We start from the raw sequence: 26983 nt of genomic DNA on the forward strand, positions 1-26983 counted from the left end.
GCACTCTCGCCTCCGTCGCTCTCGGCAGCAGTCGCAGAAACAGCCCCGCCCGCAATCAAGATCGCCGCACCAATCAATGCCCACGATTGCCGAACAATGGACTTCATGAAATTCCCCCTGCGCGTAGGATTCGCCTCGGGCACACATGCTCCATATACCTTCAAAGGTCGCAACTACCTACGTTTATACAGTGTCACATTCCTACAGTCGGGTCAACGACTGATTCCGTTGGACCGCCGTCAGTTACCTGAAGTTTGCACGCTGCCGAATGAATCTTGGATCGCGTAGCCAGACACGCTCTCCGCCCCTAGTCGAGCCGGAGCACAGCGATCAGCAGGACCCCAAGGTCTCACGAGACGGCACGAGGCCAATTTCTCGAAGTGTAGCGACGTCACCATCGAGGTGGTGCCGCGTCGGCCGTCGGCCTAACGCGAACTGTGGGTTTCGACGTTGCGAGCTGGTTGGCTCCGGCGACACTCAGCGCCAGGAGCGTGAACGCTGCGCCGACGACGATGGGCTGCGAGAACCCGAGCACGAGCACGGCCCCGATTCCGACTATGCCGGCGACGACGCTCACCGCCGCGAGCACAGGTTCGCCGATCCGCACGGCGGGCAGCACAAGGCGGGGTGTCCAGCGCTCGAGCCGCGCGAGCCGACTCGCGATCGGGAACACGACGAGGGCGACCGTCACGAGCCACGGCACACGAGTGCCCCACCACGCGAGCGAATGCACCTCGGGCATCGGCGCGCCGAGGGCGAAGCCGACGCCGACGAGCGTGAGCAGCACCGGCATGTGCCACACATATACCGTCATCGAGCGGGAACCGAGGGCGCTCGAGACCCGGGCGACACCGGGCCGCGACGCGACTCGGTCAAGCCACGGCTTGCCCAGCCGCACGAGCCCGAACGACAGCACCCCGTACAGGGCCAGCACGACGTTCGGCGGATTGAGGTTTTCGTACATGTCGGGAGAGGCGCCGGTCGCGAGGCAGAGGAGCAGACCGACGAACGCGGCGACCGGCAACGCGACGCTCCCCCGCGCGACTCGTCGGCCCCCGCCGTCGAGCAGCAGGTAACCAAGCTGGTGCACGAAGAGCCACACGAACGCGAGATTCGCGTAGCCGAGGCCGGGCATCCCGGTCACTGCCGCGAGCGCGTCAACCACAACGATGCCGCCGGCGAACGCGACGAGCGTGATGACGCGATGGTGCTCATGGAGCCAGCTCGTCACCGGCACGAGTGCGGTGACGCCGAGATAGACGGCGAGGAACCAGAGCGGCTGCCCAGCGCGCAGGCTCGCCTCGTCGACGAGTTCGGGTGCGAGACCGACGAGTTTCGCGATCGTGATGGCGATGCCGACCACGGCGATCATCACGGCGGCGGGCACGACGAGCCTGCGCGTGCGGCCCGCGACGTAGGCCTGCCACCCCTCACCGCGCCCGCGCATCCGCCGCCACTGGCTCAACGAGGCGAACCCGCCCGCGATGAAGAACAGCGGCATCACCTGCGTGACCCACGTGATCGGCACGAAGATCGGCTCGCCCGAGAGCGCGACGCTCGTGCGCAGCTCGCCGGTCGCGGTCACCTCGGCGCCGACCATGAGCGAGTGCAGCACCACCACCGCGATGAGGCTTAGGGCGCGAATCAGGTCGATCGCGCCGTCGCGGTGGCTGGCCCGCGCCGGCCTGGGTTTCGTCATGATGGCGTACATGGGGTGCTCCTCGTCTCGATGTGCGAGGAACGTATGGCCGCGGTCACGGGCCGCGCGCCACCCGATCGGGTGGCCGGTGACCCTACCTTTGGGGCACGTCGGGCCTTTGGGAATGCGCCCGACTATTGAGGCGCGCTGGGCGCGTCGCCGACCCGCACGAGACCCGACTCGTACGCGGCGACGACGAGCTGCGTGCGATCGCGCAGCCCGAGCTTTTGGAGCACGCGCGACACGTGCGTCTTCACGGTCTGCTCGCCGAGGAACAGATCGCCCGCCACCTCGGCGTTCGACATGCCCCGTGCGATGCGCTGCATGACCTCGAGCTCGCGGGCAGTGAGGTCGTTCAGCCGTGCCGAGTCGCGGGGCGCCGCGGGGCGGGCCGCGTAGTCGGCGATGAGCTTCTGCGTGATCGCGGGCGCGAGCAGGGCGTCGCCACCCGCGACGACGCGCACGGCCTCGACGAGCGCATCCGCCGTCGCGTCCTTGAGCAGAAAACCGCTCGCGCCCGCGCGGATCGCCTCGAACACGTACTCGTCGGCGTCGAAGGTCGTGAGCATGATCACGCGCGGATGCCGCTCCCCCGGCATTGCGAGGATCTGCCGCGTCGCCTCGAGGCCGTTCATGTTCGGCATGCGAATGTCCATGAGCACGACGTCGGGCTGCGTGCGGCGCACGACCTCGGTGGCCTCGCTGCCGTCACCCGCGCTGCCGACGACCGTCATGTCGCCTTGCGCGTCGAGCAGCGCCCCGAAGCCCTGCCGCACCATCGCCTGGTCGTCGACGATGAGCACGCGGATGCGGGGTTCGGCCGGGTTCTGCTGCATGCCCCCAGCGTAGGTCGGCCATAGGTGGCGCGGGCTCCCCCAAAGGTAGCCGTCACGATCACTCCGTACAGTGACGTGGGCGCGGTGGACTCGCCCGTACGTTGCCGGGGCACGTCACGCACGACCCGCCGCCAACGAAAAGGACTCTCATGCAATCGCGTCAGCAATTCACCGCCACCCTGCGCCGCGACTTCGCCTACCTCCTCCCCGGCCCCCTGTTTGCCCTCGCGTCATTCACGACGCTGATCACGCTGTTCTCGCTCTCGCTCGGCACGTTCATCATTTGGGTCGGCGCCGCCCTGCTGCTGATCACGCTTCGCGTCGCCACCCGGTTCGCCGACATCTCGCGGCACCGTGCGCGCGAGTGGGGGCTCGAGCTACCCGAGCACGAGGTGCCGCCTCGCGAGTCCGGGTTCGGCGGACTCCTGCGCGAGATACGGCGCCCCGGCGCGTGGCATGACCTCGTGTTCGAGCTGCTCGTGGCGCTGCCGCTGCGCTTCACGACGGGGCTGCTTGCCCTCTGCTGGCCACTCATCGCCGTCGGCGGCCTCACCTATTGGGTGTGGAGCTGGTCGCTGCCGAAGGGCGGGGGCAGCCTCGCCGAGCTGTTCCACCTCGCGTTCCCGAGCGCGCAGCTCGCGCCCTGGCTCGACGGCAACCTCTTCGACATCATCGTCAACCTCCTCCTCGGCGCCGTCGCCCTCGTGACAATGCCCGCGGGGCTCCACGGCCTCGCCTGGCTGGATGCGCGCGTCACGAAGCTCGTGCTCGGCCGGGTCGAGTGGTTCTGGCTGCTCGGCAGCATTGCCGGCGTCGCGCTGCTCGCCGCGACGTGGCCGGTGCTCGCGGCGGTCTACGGTGTGCACGTCGCCCTCGCCGGGGCGCTCGCGTTGACGACGGCTGGCGCCGTCGTGGTGGCCGTGCGCCTTCCGATCACCGCCACCATCGTCGCTTCGCTCGGACTCTTCGCGACGGCGATCGCGTCGGCACCGGCAACCGGGCTGCCGTGGCCGGTGCCCGCGACCGGCATCGTCGCGGGCGTGCTCGTGATCGCGATCATCGGGCTTCGGCACCGCTGGTATCTCGCGGTGCTCGCGTGGGCCGTGATTTCGGGCGCGAGCCTCGCCGGTGCGCTCATCGGAACCGGCGGCACCGGCGGCGCCATGGCGAACTTCACGACCTTCGCCGCGATTGGCCTCGGCGTCGTTGTGCTCGTAGCGGTCGTGCGCCAGCTGCGCTCGAGCCGCGGCGAAATCGAGCAGGTGCGCGCGCTCTCGGCCCAGGAACAGCGCAAGCGCGCGGAACTCGAGGAGCGCAACCGCATCGCGCAGGAGCTCCACGACGTCGTCGCGCACAGCCTCTCGGTGACGAGCGTGCAGGCCACCACGGCAAAGTACCGGCTCCCCGAACTCGCGCCCGAGGTCGTCGACGAGTTCGACACGATCGCCGACTCGTCGCGCCGCGCCCTCGGCGAGATGCGGGGCCTGCTGCGGCTGCTGCGCGGCGACGGCGATGCCGACCTCGCCCCGCAGCCGACGCTCGCCGACCTCCCCCAGCTCATCGAGTCGTCGCGGGCGAGCGGCGCCGAGGTCGACTATGTCGATGGGGTCGGCGACGGGGCCGCCCGGGAGATCCCCGCGACCGTCGCGCTCGCCGCGTACCGCATCGTGCAGGAGGGCATCAGCAACGCGCTCCGCCACGCGCACGGCGCGAGAATCCGCGTCGAGGTGCGGCGCGCATCCGAGGCGATCGAGGTGGACGTGGTGAACGGGCCGGCCGACGAGTCGCGACCCATGCATCCCAGCCCCGGCGCGGGGCTCGGTCTCGCGGGCCTGCGCGGCCGCACCGAGGCACTCGGCGGCACCTTCGCCGCCGCGCCCGAGCCGGAAAACGGCTTCGCGGTGCGCGCCCGACTACCGATTGCGTAGCCGGGAGCGCACCGCGAGCGGGCGACGAACCTACTTGCCGCTGGCCTCCTCGGCGGCGACGCGACGCGCCTCCGCACGCGCCGCGGTCGCCTCGGTACCGGCCTTCGTGCCCTTCACCGCAACGATCGCGCCAGTCTCGGTGAACTCGCGGTCGATCTCGGGGTCGGTGTTCGGCTTCACGAGGCTCACGATCATGGCCGCGAGCAGGGCGAGGATGAACGCCGGGAGCAGCTCGTAGAGGCCGATCTCGAGTGCCGAGTCGATCGCCTTGTAGACGAACACCGTGACGGCCCCGACGACCATACCGGCGAGCGCGCCCCAGTTCGTGAGCTTGCGCCAGTACAGGCTGAGCAGCACGATCGGGCCGAACGCGGCACCGAAGCCGGCCCACGCGAAGCTCACGAGGCCGAGGATCGTGTCGTTCGGGTTGACGGCGAGGATGCCGGCGACGATGGCGACGATGAGCACGCCGATGCGGCCGAGCCACAGCAGCGTCTTCTGGCCCGGCACCTCCTTACGCACCGCCCGGTAGAGGTCTTCGACGAGCGCCGACGAGCAGACGATGAGCTGGCTCGAGAGCGTGCTCATGATCGCCGCGAGCACGGCCGCGAGCACGAGGCCCGCAACGAGCGGGTGCAGCAGCACCTGCGAGAGCAGCAGCACGACGGTCTCGGGGTCGGAGGGGCCGTCGCCGAACTTCGAGAAGTACGCGACGCCCACGAGACCGCTCACGACGGCGCCGAGCAGCGAGAGGAACTGCCAGCTCGTGCCGATGCGGCGGGCCGAAGCGGCCTCCTGCGGCGTGCGCAGCGCCATGAAGCGCACGATGATGTGTGGCTGGCCGAAGTAGCCGAGGCCCCACGCGAGGCCCGACACGATGAACATCACGACGGCGACCGTCGAGAGCGAGCCGTCGCCGAACAGCGAGAGCGCCGCCGGGTTGACGTCGTTGATGCGCGTCGCCGTCTCATCGAAGTTGCCGATCGTGAACAGGGCGACGACCGGCACGACGATGAGCGCGATGACCATCATGAGGCCCTGCACCACGTCGGTGAGCGAGGCGCCGAGGAACCCGCCGAACAGCGTGTACGCGAGCGTCACGACAACGACGAGGATCATGCCGAGCATGTAGTCGCCGCCGAACGCCGACTCGAAGAACTTGCCGCCGGCGACCATGCCGCTCGAGGCGTAGAGCGTGAAGAACACGAGGATGATGACGCTCGAGACGCTGCGCAGCAGGTGCGAGCGGTCGCGCGTACGGTTCTCGAAGAAGCTCGGAATCGTAATCGAGTTGCGGGCGACTTCGGTGTACGCGCGCAGGCGCGGCGCGACGAGGCGCCAGTTGAGGTACGACCCGATGAGCAGGCCGATCGCGATCCAGCTCTCGAGCAGGCCGGTCACGAAGATGGCGCCGGGCAGACCCATGATGAGCCAGCCCGACATGTCGGAGGCGCCAGCGCTCAGCGCGGCGACCCACGGCGGCAGGCCGCGCCCGCCGAGCATGTAGTCCTCGTGGTCGCTCGTCTTGCGGAACGCGAGGTAGCCGATGAGCAGCATTGCGGCGAAATAAATACCGAGGGCGATGTAGAGATACACCTGGTCAGACACCGTTGTCCCCTTTCTCTCGTTGAAGTCAGTGTCGGACGTTGCTCCCGGCGCTGACGCGGAGGTGCGCGTAGGTCGCACACCATGAACCTGGCAGACCCCGCGGCGTAGGTCGACTACCCCGCGGGGTTGCTACCGATTCGTGACTAAATGAGCCCCTCCGACAGGTGGTTCGGAGTGCCGAAACGGTGTGCCGTGATCGAGACCGCCTGCTCGCGCAGGTGCGGCAGCAGCTCGACTCGACCCGCGCGCACAACCTCCCCAGCGTAGACGGCGATGTCGGGCTTGCCCGAACTCGCCGCAACGATCGCGGCGTGTTCGGCGTCGCGCGAGGCACCGGCGACGAGGCGGATGCGCGCCCCGGCCGCGGGCCCCTCTTGCGCCGCGAGCCGGGTCACCCGGCTGCGCCACAGCGTGGCGTCTTCGACCACGACGGTCGCGCCAAGTCCGCGCAGGTGCTGCTGCACCTCGGTCGGCAGCGCCTCGGCGGCCGAGACGGTCACGGTCGACTCGGCCGCGAGCGCGGCGGCGATCGCGCGGATGCGATGGTGCAGCGGCGCGTCGGCGGCGAGACGGATCGTCACGGGAACGGGGCGGTAGCGCAGCAGGTTGCGCTCGACGCCGAGCTGCGACGCGTCGCGGGCGATGCCAAACTCGTCGGCCCAGGCGTGCGCATCCGACGACACGGCGTCGTGCAGCCACGCGAGGTCGCCGCCGCTGACGCCGGCGCGTTCGGCCGCCGCGAGCAGCTCGGCCACGTGCGGGCGCGGCGCGAGCGACGCCGAGGTGACCGGCGCATCCGACCACTCGCCGAGCGCGTGCAGGTAGTTCGGGCCGCCGGCCTTCGTGCCCGGGCCGATCGCCGACTTCTTCCAGCCGCCGAACGACTGGCGGCGCACGATCGCGCCCGTGATGCCGCGGTTCACGTAGAGGTTGCCGGCCTCGGTGCGCTCGAGCCAGGTGGCGAGGTCGCCGCGGTCGAGCGAGTGGAGGCCCGACGTGAGGCCGTAGTCGATCTCGTTCACGATGTCGATCGCCTCGTCGAGGGTGTCGGCGGTCATGATGCCGAGAATCGGGCCGAAGTACTCGGTGAGGTGGTATTCGCTGCCGCGCTTGACGCCGTCGCGCACGCCCGGCGTCCAGAGCTTCACCTCGCCCTTCGCGTCACGCGAAAGCTCGCCCGCGTCGGTCACCGGCTTCGGTTCAACGAGCCACGACTCGCCCTCGCCGAGCGTCGTGAGACCACGCAGCAGTTTGCCGCTGGGGGCAGTGATGATCGGGCCCATCTGGCTCTCGAGACGGTCAGGGGTGCCGACCTTGAGCGAGCGCACGGCGTCGAGCAGCTGCCGGTGGAACCGCGGCGACTTCGCCACCGAGCCAACGAGCACGACGAGCGATGCCGCCGAGCACTTCTGGCCGGCGTGACCGAAGGCCGAGTTCACGACGTCCCTCACCGCGAGGTCGAGGTCGGCGTTCGGGGTGACGATGATCGCGTTCTTGCCGCTCGTCTCGGCGAGAATCGGCAGGTCGGGGCGGGCCTCGCGCATCGCGGTGGCCGTCTCGTAGGCACCCGTGAGAATGACGCGCTCGACGCGCTCGTCGGCGATGAGCTTCGTGCTGAGCTGGCGGTCGCCGAACTGCACGTACTGCAGCACGTCGCGCGGCACGCCGGCCTCCCAGAGCACCTGGGCAACGACGGCGCCCGTGCGGGCCGCGGCCGAGGCCGGCTTGAAGATGACGCTCGCGCCCGACGCGAGCGCCGCGAGCACGCCGCCCGCGGGAATCGCGGTCGGGAAGTTCCACGGCGGAATCACCGCGATGAGCCGCTTCGACTCGTACTTCGCGCCGTCGACGCGCTCGAGCTCCTGGCCGAGGGCCGCGTAATAGTGCGCGAAGTCAATTGCCTCGCTCACCTCGGGGTCGCCCTGGTCGAGCGTCTTGCCGCACTCCGAGCCCATGACCTCGAGCAGCTCGCCGCGGTGCGCCTCGAGCAGCTCGCCGGCGCGGTGGAGGATGCGCGTGCGCTCGGTTACACCGAGGTCGCGCCACGCCTGCGCGGCGTCGACGCCGCGCGCGATCGCCGCGTCGAGCCCCGCCTCGTCGGCGATGCGCGCCTGCTCGACGAGCTCGCGACCGAGGTCGGAGCCAACCATGCGCTGCGCGATGCCGCGGCCCCACGCCCGGTTGCCGGGCAGGTCGGGGTCGGTGTCGGGCGTGTTCTCGAAGCCCTCGTAGCCGCCCTGCGTCCAGGCATCGACCCGCGCATCCACGCCCTCGGCGTCGAACTCGCGGCGGTCTTGCGTGCGGTTCGGCGCGGGCACGTGGAAGTGCTCGGCGTCGCCGTCGGCGGTGATGCCCTCGAGCTCGGCGAGCGAGGCGAGGAAGCGCTGCTTCTCACGCTCGAAGAGCTTCTCGTTGTCGTTGAGCTCGAACACCGCCGACATGAAGTTCTCGTGGCTCGCGCCCTCTTCGAGGCGGCGAATGAGGTAGGCGATCGCAACGTCGAACTCGTCGGGGTGCACGACCGGGGTGTAGAGCAGCAGCGAGCCGACCTCGCGCTTCACGACCTCGGCCTGGCCGGTGGCCATGCCGAGCAGCATCTCGAACTCGACGCCAGACTCGGCGCCGCGGGCCTTCGCGAGCAACCACGCAAGCGCGACGTCGAAGAGGTTGTGGCCCGCGATGCCGACGCGCACGTTGCGCACTCGGTCGGCGGTGAGCGCGTAGTCGAGTACGGCCTTGTAGCTCGTGTCGCTGTCTTGCTTCGTGCCCCACGTGGCCTGCGGCCAGCCGTGAATCATTGCGTCGACGTGCTCCATCGGCAGGTTCGCGCCCTTCACGACGCGCACCTTGATCGGGGCGCCGCCGGCGGCGACGCGCTTGCCCGCCCACTCCTGCAGCCGCATCATCGCGCCGAGCGCGTCGGGCAGGTAGGCCTGCAGCACGATGCCGGCCTCGAGGTTCTTAAACTCGGGGCGGTCGAGGATGCGCGTGAACACCTCGATCGTGAGGTCGAGGTCTTTGTACTCCTCCATATCGAGGTTGATGAACTTCTTCGGGCTCGCGGCGGCGGCGCGGGCGAACAGCGGAACGAGCTGCGCCTCGATGTGATCGACGGCCTCGGCGAACGCCCAGTGGTTGTGCGGCGCGACGGTCGACGACACCTTGATCGACACGTAGTCGACGTCGGGGCGTTCGAGGAGCGCGTGCGTGCCCGCGAGGCGGCGGTCGGCCTCGCCCTCGCCGAGGATTGCCTCGCCGAGCAGGTTGATGTTGAGGCGCACGTTGTCGCGCTTGATCTTCGCGATGGCGGGCCCGAGCTTCGCGTCGGTCGCGTCGATGATGAGGTGACGCACCATCTGCCGCAGCACCTTGCGGGCGATCGGCACGACCACGCTCGGGAGCACGGGGCCGACGGCGCCGCCGAGGCCAATCGCGCCGCGCATCGGCGCGGGCAGGAACGACGGCGTGAGCGGGGTGAGCTTCTTCAGGTTCTTCGCGGCCGCGCCGAGGTCTTCGGGGCGCACGACGCCGTCGACGAACCCGACCGTGAAGTCGAGGCCGTGCTCATCCCGCAGCACGCCCGCGAGGCGGCCCGCGGCGGGGTCGACGGGCTGCTCCGCGGCCTCGGCGAGCCAGCGCCGCACGAGTTCTACGACCGCGTTCGCGAGATCTTGCGGACGAACTTCACGCACCAACGACGATTGCGACGTCACGATCAGCCTTTCGACACGTCGAGCAGCGCTCGAGCAACTGGGGCGGCGCCAGGATCCTTCGTTGTGATCGCGGGGCGCACGCCGGGGTGACTCCAGTGTGGGCCTCGTTAACCGTGACGTAAAGTAACGGTAGTTACCGAATAGCATGAAGTTTTGCTAATGCTTTTTTCGTGAGAGGGCGACACGGATGCTCGAGATGAAACGGCTGCGGTTGCTCTGGGAGCTCTCGAGCCGCGGCACGATCGCCGCGGTCGCCGAGGCGCTCGCCTACACGCCGTCGGCCGTGTCACAGCAGCTCGCGCTGCTCGAGCGCGAGGCGGGGGTGCAGCTCCTGCGCAAGTCGGGCCGCACGCTCGAGTTCACCGCGACCGGCGAGGCCCTCGTGCGCGAGGCCGAGGAACTCTTGAACGGGCTCGAACGCGCCGAGTCGGTGCTGCGACGCTCCCCCGCCGACACCTCGGGCACGATTCGGGTCGCGGCATTCCAGACCGCCGTGCTCGCGCTGTTTCCCCACGTCCTGCAGCGGCTCCGCCGGGTCGCGCCGCAGCTTCGGGTCGAGCTCGTGCAGTACGAGCCCGAGACCGCCCTCAGCGAGACGTGGGCGCGCAGTTTCGACCTCGTCGTCGCCGAGCAGTACCCGGGCCACGCCGCCCGGCACTTCCGCGGGCTCGACCGCCGCCCACTCACGACCGACCGCATCCAGCTCGCCGTGCCGCCCCTCGGCGCCGGTGGCCCCGAGTTCGACGCGATCACCAGGATCGAGGACGCCGCCGACCTGCCATGGGTCATGGAGCCGCCGGGAACCGCAACGCGGCACTGGGCGGAGCAGTCGTGCCGCCGCGCCGGGTTTGAGCCCGACGTGCGGTTCGAAACCGCCGACCTGCAGGCACACGTGCGGCTCGTCGAGACCGGCAACGCCGTCGCGCTGCTGCCGAGCCTCGTGCACATCGCCGAACCGCGCGTGCGGCTCATCGATCAGGAGGGGTCGCCGCGGCGCGAGCTGTTCACCGCCGCACGCGAGGCGAGCAAGGGTCACCCCGCAATCGCGGCGGTTCGGGATGCGCTCGCCACCGTCGTGCGCGACCTGACGGGCACCGCCCGCCCCGCGCATCCCGACGGTGCCTGATCATCCCGACGAGGCCTGATCAACCAGACGAGACCTGATGGCACACCAGCAGGTCTCGTCGGCGCGATCAGGTTTGGTCGGTGACAGCAGGGCTCGCGGGCTACTTCATCCACTCGGCGAAGCCGGCGCGCACCTTGTTCACCTTCGGCACGGCAACTGCGAGGCAGTAGCCCTGGCCAGGATTCTTCGCGAAGAAGTCCTGGTGGTAGTCCTCGGCGACGTAAAATTCGGTGGGCTCCTCGAGCGTCGTCACGACGCCGCCGCCCCAGATGTCGTTCGCGCGCTCGATCGCGGCCTCGAACGTCTCGCGCTGGGCGTCGTCGGCGGGGAACATCGCCGAGCGGTACTGCGGGCCAATGTCGTTGCCCTGGCGGTTGAGCTGGCGCGGGTCGTGCAGCGTGAAGAACATGTCGAGAATGACGTTGCCGGGCACGACCTCCTCGTCGAACACGACCTTCACGACCTCGGCGTGCCCGGTCGTGCCGGTGCAGACCTGCTCGTAGGTCGGGTGCTCGACGGTGCCGCCGGCGTAGCCCGAGATGACGTCGCTCACGCCCTTCACGTTGCGGTACACCGCGTCGAGGCACCAGAAACATCCACCAGCAAGCTCATACGTCGTCATGCGGGCAATGCTACGCCCGCAGCCTGGCACCGGCCCTCCGCATGGGTTGTCAAAGAAGCACGATTGCGCGGCTCACGATAGGGCTTTTGCGACAACCCATGGCCGCGGATACGCGGGACGACCGGGCGGGCGCGTGCACACGCACGATCGGCACGGATACGCGTGCACGCGAGCATGTCGCAGGCTCGGCATACGCTGCGGGCGCGTGCAAGAGAACGGAGTTGCCATGACCATCACCCTGCTCCCCCGAACCAATGACCTCGTGCGCGAGCGCGCGGGCCTGCGCATCCATCAGCTCACCGAGACCCGCTGGCGCGTGACCCAGCCCGGCGGCGCGATCGTCGGCTATCTCGAGCGCCGCGGCGACGCGGTGGTCGTCATGCGCATGACCGCCGACCGTCGCGGATTCTTCGATATCGGGGAGTTCGACGACCTCGACGAGGCGTTCGACGCGCTGCGCCGCATGTGACGCGCTAGCGCCACCAGGTGTCGAACGGCGTCACCGGCACGGTGCGCTTGTGGCGCGTGCGCGCGTAGTAGCCCTCGAGCTTCTCGGCGACCGCGTCGTCGACCTCGCCGCCCGTGAGGTACGTGTCGATGTCGTCGTAACGAAGGCCGAGCTCCTCCTCGTCGGCTCGGCCCGGCTTGCCGTCGAGCAGGTCGGCGGTCGGCACCTTGAGGTAGAGCCGCTCGGGGGCGCCGAGTTCCACGAGGAGCTGTCGGCCCTGCCCCTTCGTGAGTCCAGTGAGCGGTGTGAGGTCGCACGCACCATCGCCGAACTTCGTGAAGAAGCCCGTGACCGCCTCGGCGGCGTGATCGGTGCCGATCACGAGCGCGCGGCGTTCGGCCGCAATCGCGTACTGCGCGACCATGCGGATGCGGGCCTTCGAGTTTCCTCGGTTGAAGTCGGCAAACGAAAGACCCTCGGCGCCTGCGTCGAGCCCGTCGACCGCGGGCTTGATGTTGAAGTCGATCACCTCGTCGGCGCCGATGAAGTCAAGCGCGAGGCGCGCGTCGTCTTCGTCGGCCTGCACGCCGTAGGGCAGCCTGACGGCGGTAAACCGAGCCTCGTGGCCAGCCTCGCGGAGCTGTTCGCACGCGAGCTGCGCGAGGCGCCCCGCGAGCGACGAGTCTTGCCCGCCCGAGATGCCGAGCACAAACCCGGCGCTGCCCGTCGCGAGCAAATAGTCGCGCAAGAAGCCGACGCGCGCGTCGATCTCCTGCGCCGGGTCAATCTGTGCCCGAACGTCGAGCGCTTCGATAATCGCTGCCTGTGCCTCACGCATGTTGTCGAGTCTCCCACGGTGCACCCGACGCGCGATACTGGCTTGACTTTAGGCTAGGCTTACCTACCGTAAAATCCCCCATTTCGAGAGCGAGCTATGCCCGAACTGCAGTCGCTGCACGCCCGTGACCTGGTACTGCGCTACGGCAGCAGCGACGTCGTCCACGGGGTCTCCCTCGGGCTCGAGCCGGGCCACGTCACGGCACTCGTCGGCCCGAACGGCAGCGGCAAATCGACGGTGCTGCGCTCGATCGCCCGCCTGCATCCGATCACCGAGGGCGAGGTTGTGCTGCGCGATGCGAGCGCCGCCGGCGACGACGCGCCGCAGGATGCGCCCGAGCAGCAGGCGCGCGTGTTCAGCCCGCGGGAGTTCGCGCGCCTTGTCACGCTCTTTTCGCAGTCGCGGCAGGCGCCGCAGGGCATCACGGTGCGCGAGGTCGTCGCGTTCGGCCGCCACCCGTACCGCCGCCGGTTCTCGGGCCTCACCGAGGTCGACCGGGCCGCGATCGACGGCGCGATGGCCCGCACAGGCATCGCGCCGATGGCCGACCGTGCCGCTGGCGAACTCTCGGGCGGCGAACTGCAGCGCGTGTGGCTCGCGGCCTGCCTCGCGCAGGACACGGGCGTCGTGCTGCTCGATGAGCCGACGAACCACCTCGACCTCCGCTACCAGTTCGAGACGCTCGAGGTCGTGCGCGATCTCGCCGAGGTGCAGGGTGCCGCCGTCGGCATCGTGCTGCACGACCTCGACCAAGCCGCTTCAATCGCCGACACCCTCGTGCTCATGCGCTCAGGGCGCATCCACGCCGTCGGCGAGCCCCTCGCCGTGCTCACCGCCGAGCACATTCGCGAGGTCTATGAGATCGACGTCGAGGTCTTCTTCGACGCTGACGCAGGCCGCCTGCGTATCGATCCGGTCGGTCGGCATGTCCGGTCGGCTTCCCCAGGCGACCCGAGCACTCGGGTCGGCATCCCCTACGAAAGTGAGCACCACGCATGACCCGCACTTCGCGGCTCGCCGCCCTCACGGCGATGGCCGGTATTGCCGCCGTCGCCCTCGCCGGCTGCGGCACGACCGAGGTTGAGACGCCCTCGACCGATGAGGCATCGGCCGACGTCTCGGCCACCTGCGCCGACGACACGACCACGACGTCGACCGGCCCCGTCACGATCACCGACCAGCTCGGCCGCACCGTCGAGCTCGACGAGCCGGCAAAGCGCGTCGTCGTGCTCGAGTGGCAGGAAGTCGAAGACGTCCTCAGCCTCTGCGTCAACCCGGTCGGCGTGGCTGACCCCGAGGGCTACAGCACGTGGGTGAGCGCCGAGGAGCTGCCCGAGGGCACGGCCGACGTCGGCCAGCGAGGCGAGCCCGACCTCGACTCGATCTACGCGCTCGACCCCGACCTCATCATCGTCGAGGCGTTCACCGCCGACGACGAGCAGCTGAAGAAGCTCGAGGAGGGCGACGTGCCCGTGCTCGCGACGGTCGGCGCCGACAGCGACGGCCAGATCGACAACATGAAGACCGTGTTCTCGACGATCGCCGAGGCGCTCGGCCGCAGCGACCGCGCCGACCAGATTCTCGACGAGTTCGACGCGTACCTCGCCGACGCGAAGGAGCAGCTCGCCGACTCCGACGCCGCCGGCGAAGAGTTCCTCTACATCGACGGCTGGCTCGAGAGCGGCAACCTCTCGATTCGTGCCTACGGTGAGGGCGCCCTGTTCACCGAGCTCGGCGCCGAGCTTGGCCTGAAGCCCGTGTGGACGAGCGACCTCGAAGCCGAGTACGGCGACGGCGGCGTGAACAACGAGTACGGCCTCTCGCAAATCGACGTCGAGTCGCTCACCGCGATCGGCGACGCGATGATCATCTACGCGAATGACGGCGCAGAAGAGAACTACGTCACCGAGCTCGAGAAGAACGAGGTGTGGCAGTCGCTGCCCGCCGTGCAGGAAGACCGCGCCTACGCGTTCCCGCCGAACGTGTGGGGCGCCGGCGGCCCCCGCTCGGTGATGCAGGCGATCGACGGATACGTCGAGATCCTCTCGTAGGTTGCGCACGACCCTCGAAACCGCGCCCCGGGAGCGCGCCGCCATCGTGCGGCCCGCTCCCGGGGGCGTTCCCGGCGCCCTCGCGGCGATCGCGGGCCTGCTCGTGGCCGTCGCGCTCGTCGCCGGGTGGCACCTCACCCAGGGCACCTCGGGCGTCGGCTTCGGCGACCTGATCGCCTACTTCGGTGGTGCCCAAGAGACGGTCGGCGGCGTGCCGATCGGCGACATCTTTGCGGGCTCGCGCCTCCCCCGTCTCCTCGCCGGCATTGCGGTCGGGCTCGCGCTCGGCGTCGGCGGCATGCTGCTGCAGTCGATCACGCGCAACGTGCTCGCCTCGCCCGACACCCTCGCGGTGACCTCGGGCTCGCACCTCGCGCTCACGGCGGTCGCGGCGTTCGGGATCTCGGTGCCGATCTGGGCCTCAACCGGGGTCGCGTTCATCGGCGGCATCGGCGCGGCCGCGATCGTGCTCGGCCTCGCGGGCCGCTCCAGCGGCACCGCAACGACCCGACTCATCCTCGCGGGCTCGGCGCTCGCGATGGCGTTCGACGCCCTCACCGGCATGCTGCTCATCCTCTTCAAGGAGTCGACGATCGGCCTGTTCGCGTGGGGCTCCGGTTCGCTCGCGCAGCTGAGCATCGACGCCTCGCTGCGGGCGCTCCCCCTCATCTTCGTCGTGCTCATCGCGGCGATGCTGCTGAGCCGACGCCTCGATGTGCTCGGCCTCGGCGACGACGCGGCCGCCTCGCTCGGCGTACCGCTGCGCTCGACCCGGCTCATCGCGATCGTGCTCGCCGTCCTGCTCTCAAGCACGGCCGTCACCGTCGCGGGCCCGATCGCGTTCGTCGGCCTCGGCGCGCCCGTGCTCACGCGCCTCCTCGCGACGAAGGTGCGCGGCCTCGGCCGCCACGTGCTGCGCCTGCCCGCCTCGGGCCTCGTCGGCGCCCTGCTCGTGCTGCTCGCTGACGCGGTGCTGCGCGCGATCCTCGGCGCCGAGTCGGCCACGTCGATCCCCACGGGCATCCCCACCGCGCTCCTCGGCGCGGTCATGATCGTCATCCTCGCGATGCGGCTGCGCGATTCCGGCCCCGTGCGCCAGCCGCCGCAGGCGAACCACGGCCTGCGCACGCGGCACCGCTTCACGCTCGTCTGGGCGATCGCGGCGGTCGCACTCGTCGCCGCGGCAATCGTCGGCCTGCTCGCCGGCAGCATCTGGCTGAAGACCGGCGACATCTCGGTGTGGCTGCAGGGCAGCGCCCCGAGCCTCATCGACCGCGCGCTCGACGAGCGCCTGCCCCGCGTCGGCGCCGCCGTGCTCGCCGGTGCCGCGCTCGGCCTCGCGGGCACGGTCGTGCAGTCGACCGTGCGCAACCCGCTCGCCGAACCGGGCCTGCTCGGCATCACCGCCGGCGCGGGGCTCGGGGCCGTGATTATCGTCACGGCGGGGATACCGGGCCGCGCCCCGCTCATCGCGATGGCGGTGCTCATGGGACTGCTCACGTTCACCCTCGTCGCCCTGCTCGCCTCGCGCGGTGGACTCCTCCCCGACCGGTTCGTGCTCATCGGTATTGGCTGCGGTACCGGCTTCAGCGCGATCAGCACGTTCCTGCTGCTGCGCGCGAACCCGTACGACACCCCGCGCATCTTCACGTGGCTGTCGGGCACGACGTACGGCCGCACGCTCGTCGACCTCGCGCCGGTCGCGATCGCTCTCGTGCTCACGATCCCCCTGCTCATCAGCCTGCGCCGCGAGCTCGACCTGCTCGCGGTCGACGAAGACACGCCCCGCGTGCTCGGCGTGCGGCTCGGCCGAACCCGCTTCGTCGTGCTCGCAATCGCGGCGGTGCTCGCCGCCGTCGCGGTCGTCGCGATCGGCGTCATCGGCTTCGTCGGCCTCATCGCCCCGCACCTCGCCCGGGCGCTCGTGGGCTCGCGGCACAGCCGCGTGATCCCGGTGTCGATGCTGCTCGGCGGGCTGCTCGTCTGCGTCGCCGACATGCTCGGTCGATCGCTCATCGCGCCGTCGCAGCTGCCGGCGGGCCTCATGATCGCGCTCATCGGCGCGCCGTACTTCGTCTGGCTACTGCGCAGCTCGCGAAGTTGACGCTCCGCGTCGCCGAGGTATCGACACGCCTCGGCGACGTGTGTAGTGTGGCCCGCAGTGACACGGGGTGCCGCATCTGCGGCTGAGATGACACCCGTTGAACCTGCTCCAGTTCGTACTGGCGAAGGGATTGTCCAGCTACTTCGTCGTGTGCGCCCGAGCGGTGCCACGGTGCCGTTCGTCGCGCTCCCGCCGCAGTGAGCGTGACGGCCCTTTGCCGTTTCCAGAAGGGCCAACATGACCACCGCTTCCACCCACAACCCCGCCGCGCGCCGACGCTGGCGCCGGCTCGGAGCATCCGTGCTTGCCGCCGCGTCGCTCGCGCTCACCGCCTGCGCCGCCGGCCCCGCCGACTCGGCCGACGGCCTCACAACCGTGCGCTTTGCGCTCGACTGGACGCCGAACACGAATCACACCGGCCTCTACGTCGCGATCGAGCGCGGCTACTTCGCCGACGCCGGCATCAACGTCGAGATCGTGCCGTACAACTCGTCGAGCCCGGGCGTGCTCGTCGACTCGGGCCAGGCCGACTTCGGCATCGGTTTCCAAGAGAGCACGTCGGTCGCGATGGCGGCCGGGGCCGACCTCGTCTCGGTGCTCGCGGTCGAGCAGACGTGGACCACGAACATCAGCGTGCTCGCCGACCGCGACGACATCCAAAGCCCCGCCGACCTCGACGGGCTCACGTACGGCGGCTTCGGCTCGGCGACCGAGAACGCGAAAATGCGCGCGATCATTCAGGCCGCCGGCGGCAAGGGCGAGTTCGACACCGTCGTGCTCGACACCTCGGCCTACGAGGCGCTCTACTCGGGGGAGGTCGACTTCACGGTGCCGTTCGTCGCGTGGGAGGGCCTCGACGCGGCCCACCGCGGCATCGACCTCAAGGGCTTCGCGCCCACCGACTACGGGTTCCCCGACAACTACCAGGTGATCGTCATCGGCAATGGCGGCTGGCTCGACGAGCATCCCGACCTCGCGGCCGGCTTCACGCAGGCGCTTGCGCACGGCTACGAAGACTCAATCGCCGACCCGGCGGCGGCCGCAGAGATTCTGCAGGAGCAGAACGCCGACGTGCTCACCGACCTCGATTTCCTCGTCGAGAGCCAGGAGCTGCTCGCGAGCGACTACATGCTCGACGAGCACGGCGAGTTCGGCGGGCAGACGCTCGAGCAGTGGACCGAGCTCGGCGAGTTCCTGCTCGACGAAGGCCTGCTCGTCGACGCGAACGGCGACCCCATCACCGAGGCGCCCGATTGGTCGGAGTTCTTCACGAATGCGTACCTCGATGACTGAATCACGGGGCGGGATGCGCGGGCTCCACACCCGCGCCTGGGTTCCGGTCGCGCTCGTGGCAGCCGCGATCTGCGTGTGGGAGCTCGTCGCGCACGCGAGCGGCGTGCGGCCCCAGGTGCTGCCCTCCCCCTCGCGGGTTCTCGCCGAGGGCTGGGATCAGCGCGAGGTGCTGCTCGGGCACACACTCTCGACGCTCGGGGTCACGGCGGCCGGCTTCGCACTCTCGCTCGGGTGCGCGTGGGTGATCGCGGTCGTGGCAGACTTCTTCCCCGCGCTGCGGCAGGGGGTGACGCCGCTGCTCGTCGCGTCGCAGACGATTCCGGTGATCGCGATTGCGCCGCTCGTCGTGATCTGGTTCGGGTTCGGGCTCTGGCCGAAGATGCTCGTCGTCGCGCTCGTCACGTTCTTCCCGCTCGCCGTCGGGCTCATCGAGGGCTTCGGGGCGGCCGGGAGCGAGGCGACGCGGCTGCTGCGCAGCATGGGCGCGGGGCGCATCCGCCGGTTCGCGTTCGTGCGGCTGCCGTCGGCAATGCCGGCGTTCTTTACCGCGCTGCGCATCGGCATCACGTACGCCGTGACGGGCGCGATCTTCGCCGAGTACGTCGGCGCCCGGTCGGGCCTCGGCATCTACATGAGCGTGCAGAAAAACGCGTTCCGCACCGACCTCGTGCTCGCCGCGGTCGCGATCACCGCGCTCGTGAGCGTGGCGCTCTACCTCTCGACGTACCTCGTCGAGCGGCTCCTGATTCCCTGGCACTCACGTCTTCGAGGGGTGGCGCCATGACCGGCGCGGCGCCGCGGCTGCGCCTCAGCGACGTGTCGAAGTCGTTCGCGCTGCGTCGCAGGCACGAGCGGCTCGTGCTCGACGGCATCTCGTTCGACGTCGAGGCGGGCGAGTTCATCGCGATCGTCGGCCCCTCGGGCGCGGGCAAGTCGACGCTCATGAACCTCGTCGCTGGCCTCGACCGCCCCACGGCCGGCGGCATCGAGGTCGACGGTCGCGCCGTGACGGGCGCGGGCGGGCACGCGGCATACATGCCCCAGCGAGACCTGCTGTTCCCGTGGCGCACGGTGCTCGCAAACGCGGCGCTCGGGCTCGAGGTGCGCGGTGTGCCCCGGGCACGCGCCCGAGCCCAGGCGCAGGAGCTGTTTGCCGAGTTCGGTCTCGCGGGATTCGAAGACGCGCACCCGAGCGAGCTCTCGGGCGGCATGCGGCAACGGGCGGCGCTCCTGCGCACGGTCGTGCAGGGTCGGCCAACGCTGCTGCTCGACGAGCCGTTCGGCGCCCTCGACGCGCTCACGCGCCTGCAGCTGCACGCGTGGCTGCAGCGGGTGTGGGCCGAGCATGCCTGGACGGCGCTGCTCATCACCCACGACATTCGGGAAGCGCTCACCCTCGCCGACCGCGTCGTCGTGCTGAGCCAGCGCCCCGCGACCGTGCAGCGCATCCTGACCGTCGACCTGCCGCGACCCCGCGACGCCGACGTCATGACGAGCCCCGAGTTCGCTCGGCTCGAGCGCACGCTCCTCGCGACGATCAGCGGCACGCCCGAGGCGGAGTTCGCGGCGACGCCGGGTTCGGCGCTGAGCTAGTCAACCGCGGGTCGGTGCGGCGGGCGACCCCGCGTATCCGGCCCGCGGCTCGGGTTCGGCCTCGCGCGCTAGGAGCCGGCCCGCTCGACGTCGGCGAGGAACTCGACGAGTAGCCGAGCCGTAAGGTCGGGTTTCTCGCGTACGAGCGCGTGGGTCGTGCCTGGCACGATCGCGAGCTCGGCGCGGGGAATCGCCGCCGCGATCGCGAGCGAGTGGTCGGGTCGCACGGCGTCGCGGTCGCCCGCCATGACGAGGGTGCGGGCACGGATGGCCGCGAGCGCCGCGGGCTCGAGGTTCGGCTCGCTCCCCCACAGGCGCAGGAGCTTCTCGAGCATGGCGTCGTGATGCTCGGGCCCGTCGGGCGAGAGTCGCTCGTACGCCTCGCGCTCGGCCGCGTAGTCGGGGCCCTCGTCGCCGAGCGGCGCGAGCGGCGGGAGCGCGCCCGCCGCGGGGTCGAAGGCCGTGGGGTCGAGGTTCGCGCTGATCGCGACGATCGACCGCGGCCGTTCGGGCTGCCGCAGGGCGAGCAGGAGCGCGAGAATGCCGCCGTCGCTGTACCCGACGAGGTGGGGATGCGCGAGGTCGTGCGCGTCGAGGTAGGCGACAAGGTCGTCGAGCATCGCGTCGTAGCCGTAGTCGCCCGCGATGTCGGCCGAGCGGCCATGACCCGGTCGCTCGTACGCGTACACGCGATGCGTCGCCGCGAGCGCCTCCTGCTGCGGCCGCAACGATTCGAGGGAGCAGTACCCGCCGTGCAGCAGCACGACCGGCGAGCCGTCGCCCTCGACCTCTTCGTAGAGGTCGTGCCCGTTGATGGCGATGCGCGTCACGACTGCGCCTTTGCGAGTGTCTGCCCGAGTTGGCTGAGGAGCTCGCGCTCCTCAGCGTCGGTGAGCCCCGCACCGTGTGGGTTCGGGATGCCGTGCTCGAGGTCGTAGCGAAGCGAATCACCGAGTGTGTCGGCGAGCGGCCGCAACGTGAGCCCCGCCGCTCGGGCTCGCTCGGTCGAGCGCGCGTTCATGCCGTACCAGTCTCGGGCGGCGATCCACAGCGGCAGCGAGCGTGGGCCCATCCACTGCGAGACTTCGTGCTCGTCGAGCCACGTTTCGGGCGCCGTCACGACCTCGGCCGCGCTGTTCGCAGCGGCCCGGGCTGCTTCAAGGTGGGCCGGGAGCGGATGCGCGTCGCCGAGCGCGTTGAACGCGCCGGTCGCGCCGCCGGTCGCAAGCCTCACGATGAACTCGGCAAGGTCGCGCACATCGATGATCGAGGTCGGGAGTTCGGGGGCGTCGGGCGCGAGCACGCGACGTTCGTCGTTCGAGGGCGCGGCGAATCGGCGCACCCAGTAGCTGGTGCGCCCCGTCGGGTCGCCCGGTCCCCCGATGAGCCCGGGCCGCACGATCGCGGCACGCTGCGGGCCGAACACGTCGATGACGGTGCGTTCGCAGGCGACCTTCGCCTCCCCGTACTCCGCCATGCTCGCCATTTCGTCGCCTTCGAGTGGCGGGAGCAGTTCGCCTGACTCGTCGGCGCCGATCGTCGCGTGGCTCGCGTACGCGCTGCAGCTTGAGACGTAGACGTACTTCGCGGCGCCTCGCTCGAGGTCACGCACCGCGCGGCGCACCTGGCCGGGCTCGCGCGCGAGATCGACCACCGCATCCCAGGATTCGTTACCCACGCCGTGCAGGGCGTCGTCGGTGTCGCGATCGGCTCGCACGAACCGGGCACCGGTCGGTACCGGCGCGCTGCCCCGGGCGAGGCAGGTGACGACATGGCCGTCACGGAGGGCAGTTTCGGCGACCGTGTGGCCGAGCCAGGCGGTGCCGCCGAGCAGGAGCAACTTCATGCCCTCAGCCTTGCAGCCGTGCGTGAAAGCGGGGTGGCCGTTCGCGTTCGGCGGAGGCCGCGCATCCGAGCCAACAGCTGTCGCTTGCTAGGGTCGGCGGCACCATGTGACGAAGGAGACACGCACCATGAAGCCGCTTCGAATGCTCGTACCGGTCGCGATCGCGACCCTCGCCCTCACCGCCTGCCAGTCGGGTGGCAGCACGCCAACGGACACGGGTGCCGAGACGACCGAGGCGTCCGGCGGCTCGGCGGGTTCGGCCGCGCTTGAGGACGGCGTGCTCACCGCCTGCTACACGGGCGACTACCGGCCGTTCAGCTACGACAACCCCGACACGGGCGAGCGCGAGGGAATCGATGTCGCGCTCATGGAGAATCTCGCGGAGCAGCTCGACGTCGAGCTGGAGTGGGAGAGGACGTCGTGGTCGGACCTCATGGAGACGTTCCTCGACTCGTGCGACATCGCGGTCGGCGGCATCTCGGTCACCGACGAGCGCGCCGAGCAGGTTGCGTTCAGCGATCCGGTGATCGTCGGCGGCAAGGCCGCGATCACGACCTGCGGGCGCGAGGAGGACTTCGACGAGCTCGACGAGGTCAACCAGCCCGACACGACGCTGATCACCCCAGTCGGCGGCACGAATGAGGAGTTCGCCGACGAGAACGCGCCCGAGGCCGACATCGTGCGCTACGACGACAACAACACGATCTTCGATCAGATCGTCGCGGGCGATGCCGACGTCATGATCACCGACGCGCCCGAGGTCGTGTGGGCCGCGCACGAGCATCCGGAGCTCTGCGAGGTGAACGCCGCCGACCCCTTCACCGACGCGACGCTCGCGTACATGCTCCCGCTCGACGACCCCGAGCTCGTCGACACCGTGAACGCGTGGCTCGCGGGCACGTACGACGACGGCACGTGGGATGCAGCGGTCAGCGACTGGTTCGGCGACGACTCGGTGTTCTCGGCGGAGCAGTTGCAGGAGACGCTCGGCTAGGCGCCGCGAGGCGGGCGGATACGCGTGCTCAGGCGCGTGTCAGGCGCTAGGCGAGCTCGCGTCGAGCTCGGCTGCGAGGCCGTTGATGAGCGCGCGGAGGCCGCGCTCGAACGAGGTGGCGTCGACGCCCGTGCGCTCCGTGACGACCTTGAGGGCGTCGGCGAGATTCGGGAGGTCTCGCGCCTCCTGCGTGCGCGCGCCCGCGTACGAGCCGAAGGCTGACCCGAGCACGAAGTCGCGCACAGCGAGGCCCGCCTCGACGGCGTCGGCCGCACTCCAGCCCGCGCCGATGAGCACGCCGTACACCGCGTCGGCCATGCGCAGCTGCGACTCGAGGTTCGTGACGCCGCGCGCGAGCAGCGGAATCACGCCGGGATGCTCGTGGAGCACCCGCCAGTAGCTGCGCGCCCACGCGGCCAGCGCCGCCCGCCACTCGGACCCCTCGAGCACGGTCATGTCGACGGTCGCGAGCACCGCATCGACCACCGCGTCGGCCACCGCATCCATGGTTGCGAAGTGGTTGTAGATCGACGGCCCCTGCACCCCGAGGCGCGCGGCCAAGCCACGCGTCGTGAGCTGCGCTGGGCCGCCCTCGCCGATGAGTTCGAGCGCGACCGCGACGATGCTCTCTCGCGTGAGCTTGGGAGAAGTCGGCCGACCCATGCCCTCCAGATTAGCGCCGGGTCGACCTCCGCCTCGGCGCCGCGTTAGGCGTCGTCGGCGATGCGAACGAGCATCTTGCCCGTGTTCGCGCCGTGCATCATGTCGAGGAACGCGTCGACGGCGTGGTCGATGCCGTCGACGATCGTCTCGTCGTACACGATCTTGCCCGCGCCGAACCAGACCGACATGCGCTCCTGGAACTCCGGGGCGAGGTGCACGTAGCCGCCGAGGGTGAAGCCCTTGAGCGTGAGCCCACGCGTGATGATGTTCGCCATGTTGTCGGGGCCCGCGGGCTTCGCGGCCTCGTTGTAGAGGGCGATCGCACCGCAGAGCGCGATGCGGCCTCCGGGGTTCATGACGTCGAGTGCCGCCTCGAGGTGGTCGCCGCCGACGTTGTCGTAGAACACGTCGACGCCCTCGGGTGCGAGCTCACGCAGCTGCTCGCGCACGGGCGCATCCTTGTAGTTGAAGGCGGCGTCATAGCCGTATTTCTCGGTGAGCAGCGCGACCTTTTCCGCAGAGCCCGCCGAGCCGATGACGCGCTTCGCTCCAAGGAGTCGCGCGAACTGTCCGGCCGCGGTGCCGACGGCGCCGGCCGCGCCCGAGATAAACACCGTGTCGCCTTCGCGCAGATCGGCGATCGCCGTGAGGCCAACGTACGCGGTCATGCCGGTCATGCCGAGGATGCCGAGGCGTACCGACAGCGGAACGCCCGGCAGCTCGGGCACGGCACGGAACTCCGCCGCGTCGGCCTGCGCAATGTCGCGCCAGCCGAGGTCGTGCTGCACGAGCGTGCCAACCGGCAGCTCGTCGGCCGCCGACTCGATCACGTGCCCGATCGCGCCACCGGTCATCGTCTCGTCGAGCGCGAACGGCGGGGTGTAGCTCTTCACGTCGTTCATGCGCCCGCGCATGTACGGGTCGACCGAGACGAAGGCGTTCCGCACCCGAACCTCGCCTGGTGCGAGGTCGCTGTACTCGACCGTGACGGTGCGGAAGTTGTCGTGCGTGGGCCAGCCGGTCGGGCGGGTGGCGAGCTGAATCTGCGTGCTGGTGATGTTCGTCATGGGGGTCTTTCCTCGGAGGGTGGTCGGTGGGTTCGGGGCGGCCGCTAGAGCGCGAGGCCGACGGCGAGCGCGATGACGCCAAGCGCGGGGATCACACCCTGCTTCAGCGCGGCGGCGGACTTGTCGGGGCTCGAGAGCAGCAGCACGAGCGAGGCGGCGACCATCGATCCCGCGCCGGTGAATACGAGCGTGACGCCGATCGCCGACTGGCCGATGGCGAACAGCACGATGCCGAGCGCAACGGCGATCGCGAGGAAGAGGTTGTAGAAGCCCTGGTTGAACGCGAGCTCTTTCTGCACGGCCGCCTCCTCGGGCGTACCGGTGCCGAAGGTCTTGCGCGCGAGCGGGCCGGTCCAGGCGATCGACTCGAGATAGAAGATGAAGACGTGCACGAGCGCCGCGACGCCGGTGAGCACGAGGCCCGTGATGATCATGAGAAAACTCCCGACGTCGGCGCGCTTGGCACGCGCGTGTAATGAACTGGTCGGTCTACTATATACTGAACTGGCCAGTACACAATGGGGAGCATCGCATGGGCCGTAGCCAGACATTTGATACCGCCGAGGTGGTGCGAGCCGCGCGCGAGGTGTTCTGGGCACGCGGCTACGAACAGGCGTCCCTGCCCGAGCTCGAGGCGGCGACCGGCCTCAACCGCTCGAGCATCTATCACGCGTTCGGCTCGAAGCGCGGCCTCTTCGATGCCGCCGTCGAGAGCTACCTCAACGAGGTGATTCGCCCGCGACTGCGCCCGCTCACCGGCGCCGAGGTCGCGCGGGATGCGCTCGACGAGTACCTCACCGGGCTTCGGGCTGCGCTCCTGCGGACCGACAGCCTGCCCGCCGCGAACGGCTGCCTGCTCGTGAATACGGCGAGCTCCCCCATCGCGCACGACGAGGCTGTGGCCGAGACGGTCCGCGCCTACGCTGCCGAGCTGCGCGCGGCCGTGACCGCGGGCATCCGAGCCCACCTACCCGAAGCACCGGCGTCGAAACTGCAGACCCTCGCCGACGTGTGCACAAGTAACGTGATCTCGGCACTCGCACTCGTACGCATCAGCCCCGAAGATGCGGTGCGGTCGCTCGACGCGACGCGGGCACTGATTTCCACGCACTGAGTCGAGTCGCGCCCCCGGCAGGAATCGAACCTGCGACCAAGAGATTAGAAGGCTCCTGCTCTATCCGCTGAGCTACGGAGGCAACTCCCCGATTCTAGCGAAGCCGCGCCGCTCCGACGAGACTGCTGACTACGATGGAGCCTCATGAGCTCAAGTGTGCAGAAGAACGACCGCCTCGTCTGGATCGACTGCGAGATGACCGGGCTCGACCTCGAGGTCGACGAGCTCTGCGAGATCGCGGTGTTCGTCACCGATGCCGAGCTGAACGTGCTCGACGAAAAGGGGCTCGACATCGTCATCAAGCCCTCGCAGGCCGCGCTGGACAATATGGGCGATTTCGTCACGAAGATGCACCGCACGTCGGGCCTCGCCGACGAGATTCCGAACGGCGTCGATGTCGCGGATGCGCAGCGGCAGGTACTCGAGTACGTGCGGCAGTTCGTGCCGGCCGAGCGCACCGCGCCGCTCGCCGGGAACACGATCGGCACCGACCGGATGTTCCTCGCGAAGCAGATGCCGGAGCTCGACGGCTACCTCCACTACCGCAACGTCGACGTGTCGACGCTGAAGGAGCTCGCCCGCCGCTGGTACCCGCGCGTCTACTTCCAGGCCCCCGAGAAGCACGGCGGTCACCGCGCCGCGGCCGACATCCTCGAGTCGATTCGCGAGCTTCGTTACTACCGCGCGGCGCTCATCGTCGCCGACCCGGGCCCCGACAGCGACTCCCTCAAGGTCCTGTCGCAGCGCATCGTCGACGAGTTTGCGCCGCTGCTCGAATCGTGATGTAAGATCGTGTGGTTGCCGCCTCGCGCGGCGACATGGTGGGTATAGCTCAGCTGGTAGAGCGCTTGGTTGTGGTCCAGGAGGTCGCGGGTTCAAGCCCCGTTACTCACCCCATATGAGAGAGGTTCAAACCCTCGACAAGAGTAACCACTCTTTGTCCGGTTTGAACCTCTCTCTTCTTTTTCGCCTCTGCAGCCCAGTTGAGCGCATTCATTTGCTCCTCGGTATCGCAGAGCGAGCCGAAGGGGCGTTCGTACTCGACTCTCACATCCCCTTCTTCCTCAACGAAGATTCGGTGGAAGAACGCCTGATTGCACAGTCGTCGGTTCGCATCATCCGCTCGCTCGTAAACTTTCACGATGTTCGCAAGCAACCCGAGCGAGTCATCGAGGTTTGCTCTCGCTGACGCATACTCATCGTGGAGCGCTTCGATTCGGTGCTGAATGTCTCCGATCTGATCCGCGATGCGATCCTGCTCCTGCTTCAACAGGTCGATCGGTACCGCCCCCGCATAGTGGGCTTGCAACAGTTTCATTCGCTCATCGTCAAGATGGTCGCGCTCGCTCGTCAGCCGTGAAAGCTCTTTCGGGACTGCTGCACGAGTAGGTGACATCTGGTCTGGCTTGCCCGCGTGGTGGGCCTGGAAGGATGTTGCTG

The 26983-nt window shown here is 69.5% G+C and carries 22 protein-coding genes, 2 tRNA genes, 2 pseudogenes and 1 riboswitch; of the genes and pseudogenes, 13 read left to right on the forward strand and 13 right to left on the reverse strand.

Features of this window, described 5'->3' with window-relative positions:
* Positions 1-391 precede the first annotated feature (391 nt).
* On the reverse strand, positions 392-1711 hold the full coding sequence (locus G328_RS15045) for an acyltransferase family protein (protein WP_019619183.1): 1320 nt from the start codon (positions 1709-1711) through the stop codon (positions 392-394).
* 122 nt (positions 1712-1833) lie between these two features.
* Complete coding sequence (locus G328_RS0109835; RefSeq protein WP_019619184.1) at positions 1834-2535, reverse strand: response regulator; 702 nt, start codon at positions 2533-2535, stop codon at positions 1834-1836.
* 149 nt (positions 2536-2684) lie between these two features.
* Here G328_RS0109835 and G328_RS0109840 point away from each other — a divergent pair, with 149 nt between their 5' ends.
* Positions 2685-4463: a sensor histidine kinase gene (locus G328_RS0109840; RefSeq protein ID WP_051082894.1), complete on the forward strand. Its 1779-nt coding sequence runs from the start codon at positions 2685-2687 to the stop codon at positions 4461-4463.
* 30 nt (positions 4464-4493) lie between these two features.
* On the opposite strand, the gene putP is transcribed toward G328_RS0109840, so the two are convergent.
* Positions 4494-6071 carry a sodium/proline symporter PutP gene (gene putP, locus G328_RS0109845; RefSeq protein ID WP_019619185.1) on the reverse strand — a complete coding sequence of 526 codons (1578 nt, stop codon included), beginning with the start codon at positions 6069-6071 and terminating at the stop codon, positions 4494-4496.
* Positions 6072-6214: 143 nt separating this feature from the next.
* Positions 6215-9784 (reverse strand): bifunctional proline dehydrogenase/L-glutamate gamma-semialdehyde dehydrogenase, encoded by a 3570-nt coding sequence (locus G328_RS0109850; RefSeq protein WP_019619186.1) that lies wholly within the window; start codon positions 9782-9784, stop codon positions 6215-6217.
* A 187-nt stretch (positions 9785-9971) separates the two neighbouring features.
* On the opposite strand from G328_RS0109850, the gene G328_RS15050 reads away from it, so the two are divergent.
* The gene (locus G328_RS15050) at positions 9972-10910 is read left to right on the forward strand and encodes a LysR family transcriptional regulator (RefSeq protein WP_019619187.1); all 939 of its coding nucleotides are present in this window, start codon (positions 9972-9974) and stop codon (positions 10908-10910) included.
* Positions 10911-11010: 100 nt separating this feature from the next.
* Here the strand turns inward: G328_RS15050 and msrA are convergent, their stop codons facing one another.
* Entirely contained in the window at positions 11011-11532 is a 522-nt protein-coding gene (gene msrA, locus G328_RS0109860; protein WP_026339796.1) for a peptide-methionine (S)-S-oxide reductase MsrA, read from the reverse strand.
* Positions 11533-11758: 226 nt separating this feature from the next.
* Here msrA and G328_RS0109865 point away from each other — a divergent pair, with 226 nt between their 5' ends.
* The gene (locus G328_RS0109865; RefSeq protein WP_019619189.1) at positions 11759-12001 is read left to right on the forward strand and encodes a hypothetical protein; all 243 of its coding nucleotides are present in this window, start codon (positions 11759-11761) and stop codon (positions 11999-12001) included.
* Positions 12002-12005: 4 nt separating this feature from the next.
* Here G328_RS0109865 and nadE read toward each other — a convergent pair whose 3' ends face one another.
* Positions 12006-12818, reverse strand: a complete 813-nt coding sequence (nadE, locus tag G328_RS0109870; RefSeq protein WP_019619190.1) for an ammonia-dependent NAD(+) synthetase — start codon at positions 12816-12818, stop codon at positions 12006-12008.
* A gap of 96 nt (positions 12819-12914) precedes the next feature.
* On the opposite strand from nadE, the gene G328_RS0109875 reads away from it, so the two are divergent.
* The 6 genes and pseudogenes from G328_RS0109875 to G328_RS0109900 form a co-directional block, all read left to right on the forward strand.
* Positions 12915-13817 (forward strand): ABC transporter ATP-binding protein, encoded by a 903-nt coding sequence (locus G328_RS0109875; protein WP_019619191.1) that lies wholly within the window; start codon positions 12915-12917, stop codon positions 13815-13817.
* Positions 13814-14869: an ABC transporter substrate-binding protein gene (locus tag G328_RS0109880; protein WP_019619192.1), complete on the forward strand. Its 1056-nt coding sequence runs from the start codon at positions 13814-13816 to the stop codon at positions 14867-14869. The genes G328_RS0109875 and G328_RS0109880 overlap by 4 nt, the downstream gene beginning before the upstream one ends.
* Position 14870: 1 nt before the next feature.
* A complete protein-coding gene (locus tag G328_RS0109885; RefSeq protein ID WP_019619193.1) occupies positions 14871-16973 on the forward strand; it encodes a Fe(3+)-hydroxamate ABC transporter permease FhuB in 2103 nt (700 codons plus the stop codon).
* A gap of 53 nt (positions 16974-17026) precedes the next feature.
* Positions 17027-17121: riboswitch (TPP riboswitch) on the forward strand.
* 89 nt (positions 17122-17210) lie between these two features.
* Positions 17211-18266 carry an ABC transporter substrate-binding protein gene (locus G328_RS0109890; RefSeq protein ID WP_051082895.1) on the forward strand — a complete coding sequence of 352 codons (1056 nt, stop codon included), beginning with the start codon at positions 17211-17213 and terminating at the stop codon, positions 18264-18266.
* Positions 18259-19050, forward strand: a complete 792-nt coding sequence (locus G328_RS0109895) for an ABC transporter permease (protein WP_235619869.1) — start codon at positions 18259-18261, stop codon at positions 19048-19050. The genes G328_RS0109890 and G328_RS0109895 overlap by 8 nt, the downstream gene beginning before the upstream one ends.
* A 67-nt stretch (positions 19051-19117) precedes the next feature.
* Positions 19118-19859, forward strand: a pseudogene (locus G328_RS0109900) (ABC transporter ATP-binding protein); the annotation flags it as partial.
* Between the two features lie 68 nt (positions 19860-19927).
* On the opposite strand, the gene G328_RS0109905 reads toward G328_RS0109900, so the two are convergent.
* Together G328_RS0109905 and G328_RS0109910 are read right to left on the reverse strand one after the other, a co-directional pair.
* The gene (locus G328_RS0109905) at positions 19928-20689 is read right to left on the reverse strand and encodes an alpha/beta fold hydrolase (RefSeq protein WP_019619197.1); all 762 of its coding nucleotides are present in this window, start codon (positions 20687-20689) and stop codon (positions 19928-19930) included.
* Positions 20686-21705, reverse strand: coding sequence for an NAD-dependent epimerase/dehydratase family protein (locus G328_RS0109910; protein ID WP_019619198.1), 1020 nt, complete (start codon positions 21703-21705; stop codon positions 20686-20688). Before G328_RS0109910 ends, G328_RS0109905 begins: the two co-directional genes overlap by 4 nt.
* 127 nt (positions 21706-21832) lie before the next feature.
* Between G328_RS0109910 and G328_RS0109915 the strand changes: the two genes are divergently transcribed.
* On the forward strand, positions 21833-22699 hold the full coding sequence (locus G328_RS0109915; protein WP_019619199.1) for a transporter substrate-binding domain-containing protein: 867 nt from the start codon (positions 21833-21835) through the stop codon (positions 22697-22699).
* A 39-nt stretch (positions 22700-22738) separates the two neighbouring features.
* Here G328_RS0109915 and G328_RS0109920 read toward each other — a convergent pair whose 3' ends face one another.
* From G328_RS0109920 to G328_RS0109930, 3 genes are read right to left on the reverse strand one after another with little or no spacing between them, the layout of a single operon-like run.
* Positions 22739-23362, reverse strand: coding sequence for a TetR/AcrR family transcriptional regulator C-terminal domain-containing protein (locus G328_RS0109920; RefSeq protein ID WP_019619200.1), 624 nt, complete (start codon positions 23360-23362; stop codon positions 22739-22741).
* A 44-nt stretch (positions 23363-23406) separates the two neighbouring features.
* Entirely contained in the window at positions 23407-24429 is a 1023-nt protein-coding gene (locus G328_RS0109925; protein WP_019619201.1) for an NADP-dependent oxidoreductase, read from the reverse strand.
* Between the two features lie 44 nt (positions 24430-24473).
* A complete protein-coding gene (locus G328_RS0109930; protein WP_019619202.1) occupies positions 24474-24863 on the reverse strand; it encodes a DUF1304 domain-containing protein in 390 nt (129 codons plus the stop codon).
* A gap of 98 nt (positions 24864-24961) precedes the next feature.
* Here G328_RS0109930 and G328_RS0109935 point away from each other — a divergent pair, with 98 nt between their 5' ends.
* Entirely contained in the window at positions 24962-25543 is a 582-nt protein-coding gene (locus G328_RS0109935) for a TetR/AcrR family transcriptional regulator (protein WP_019619203.1), read from the forward strand.
* A gap of 9 nt (positions 25544-25552) precedes the next feature.
* Here G328_RS0109935 and G328_RS0109940 read toward each other — a convergent pair.
* Positions 25553-25625: transfer RNA gene (locus G328_RS0109940), tRNA-Arg, on the reverse strand.
* A 62-nt stretch (positions 25626-25687) separates the two neighbouring features.
* Between G328_RS0109940 and orn the strand changes: the two genes are divergently transcribed.
* The gene (gene orn, locus G328_RS0109945) at positions 25688-26326 is read left to right on the forward strand and encodes an oligoribonuclease (protein ID WP_019619204.1); all 639 of its coding nucleotides are present in this window, start codon (positions 25688-25690) and stop codon (positions 26324-26326) included.
* Positions 26327-26364: 38 nt separating this feature from the next.
* Positions 26365-26440 (forward strand) — tRNA-His (locus G328_RS0109950).
* Here the strand turns inward: G328_RS0109950 and G328_RS16200 are convergent.
* A pseudogene (locus G328_RS16200) lies at positions 26433-26983 on the reverse strand (recombinase family protein); the annotation flags it as partial. The gene G328_RS0109950 and the pseudogene G328_RS16200 sit on opposite strands and share 8 nt — an antisense overlap.

The sequence above is a fragment of the [Zimmermannella] faecalis ATCC 13722 genome, from assembly GCF_000381765.1.
Taxonomy (GTDB): Bacteria; Actinomycetota; Actinomycetes; order Actinomycetales; family Microbacteriaceae; genus Gulosibacter; species Gulosibacter faecalis.

Bases quoted from the DNA above. Each gene is read 5' to 3' on its own strand.
- G328_RS0109910 (WP_019619198.1), bottom strand. From the start codon at position 21,705: ATGAAGTTGCTCCTGCTCGGCGGCACCGCCTGGCTCGGCCACACGGTC.
- G328_RS0109835 (WP_019619184.1), bottom strand. From the start codon at position 2,535: ATGCAGCAGAACCCGGCCGAACCCCGCATCCGCGTGCTCATCGTCGAC.
- G328_RS0109890 (WP_051082895.1), top strand. From the start codon at position 17,211: ATGACCACCGCTTCCACCCACAACCCCGCCGCGCGCCGACGCTGGCGC.
- G328_RS15045 (WP_019619183.1), bottom strand. From the start codon at position 1,711: ATGTACGCCATCATGACGAAACCCAGGCCGGCGCGGGCCAGCCACCGC.
- G328_RS15050 (WP_019619187.1), top strand. From the start codon at position 9,972: ATGCTCGAGATGAAACGGCTGCGGTTGCTCTGGGAGCTCTCGAGCCGC.
- orn (WP_019619204.1), top strand. From the start codon at position 25,688: ATGAGCTCAAGTGTGCAGAAGAACGACCGCCTCGTCTGGATCGACTGC.
- G328_RS0109840 (WP_051082894.1), top strand. From the start codon at position 2,685: ATGCAATCGCGTCAGCAATTCACCGCCACCCTGCGCCGCGACTTCGCC.
- G328_RS0109935 (WP_019619203.1), top strand. From the start codon at position 24,962: ATGGGCCGTAGCCAGACATTTGATACCGCCGAGGTGGTGCGAGCCGCG.
- G328_RS0109895 (WP_235619869.1), top strand. From the start codon at position 18,259: ATGACTGAATCACGGGGCGGGATGCGCGGGCTCCACACCCGCGCCTGG.
- G328_RS0109930 (WP_019619202.1), bottom strand. From the start codon at position 24,863: ATGATCATCACGGGCCTCGTGCTCACCGGCGTCGCGGCGCTCGTGCAC.
- msrA (WP_026339796.1), bottom strand. From the start codon at position 11,532: ATGACGACGTATGAGCTTGCTGGTGGATGTTTCTGGTGCCTCGACGCG.
- G328_RS0109925 (WP_019619201.1), bottom strand. From the start codon at position 24,429: ATGACGAACATCACCAGCACGCAGATTCAGCTCGCCACCCGCCCGACC.
- nadE (WP_019619190.1), bottom strand. From the start codon at position 12,818: ATGCGTGAGGCACAGGCAGCGATTATCGAAGCGCTCGACGTTCGGGCA.
- G328_RS0109915 (WP_019619199.1), top strand. From the start codon at position 21,833: ATGAAGCCGCTTCGAATGCTCGTACCGGTCGCGATCGCGACCCTCGCC.
- G328_RS0109875 (WP_019619191.1), top strand. From the start codon at position 12,915: ATGCCCGAACTGCAGTCGCTGCACGCCCGTGACCTGGTACTGCGCTAC.
- G328_RS0109880 (WP_019619192.1), top strand. From the start codon at position 13,814: ATGACCCGCACTTCGCGGCTCGCCGCCCTCACGGCGATGGCCGGTATT.
- G328_RS0109865 (WP_019619189.1), top strand. From the start codon at position 11,759: ATGACCATCACCCTGCTCCCCCGAACCAATGACCTCGTGCGCGAGCGC.
- G328_RS0109920 (WP_019619200.1), bottom strand. From the start codon at position 23,362: ATGGGTCGGCCGACTTCTCCCAAGCTCACGCGAGAGAGCATCGTCGCG.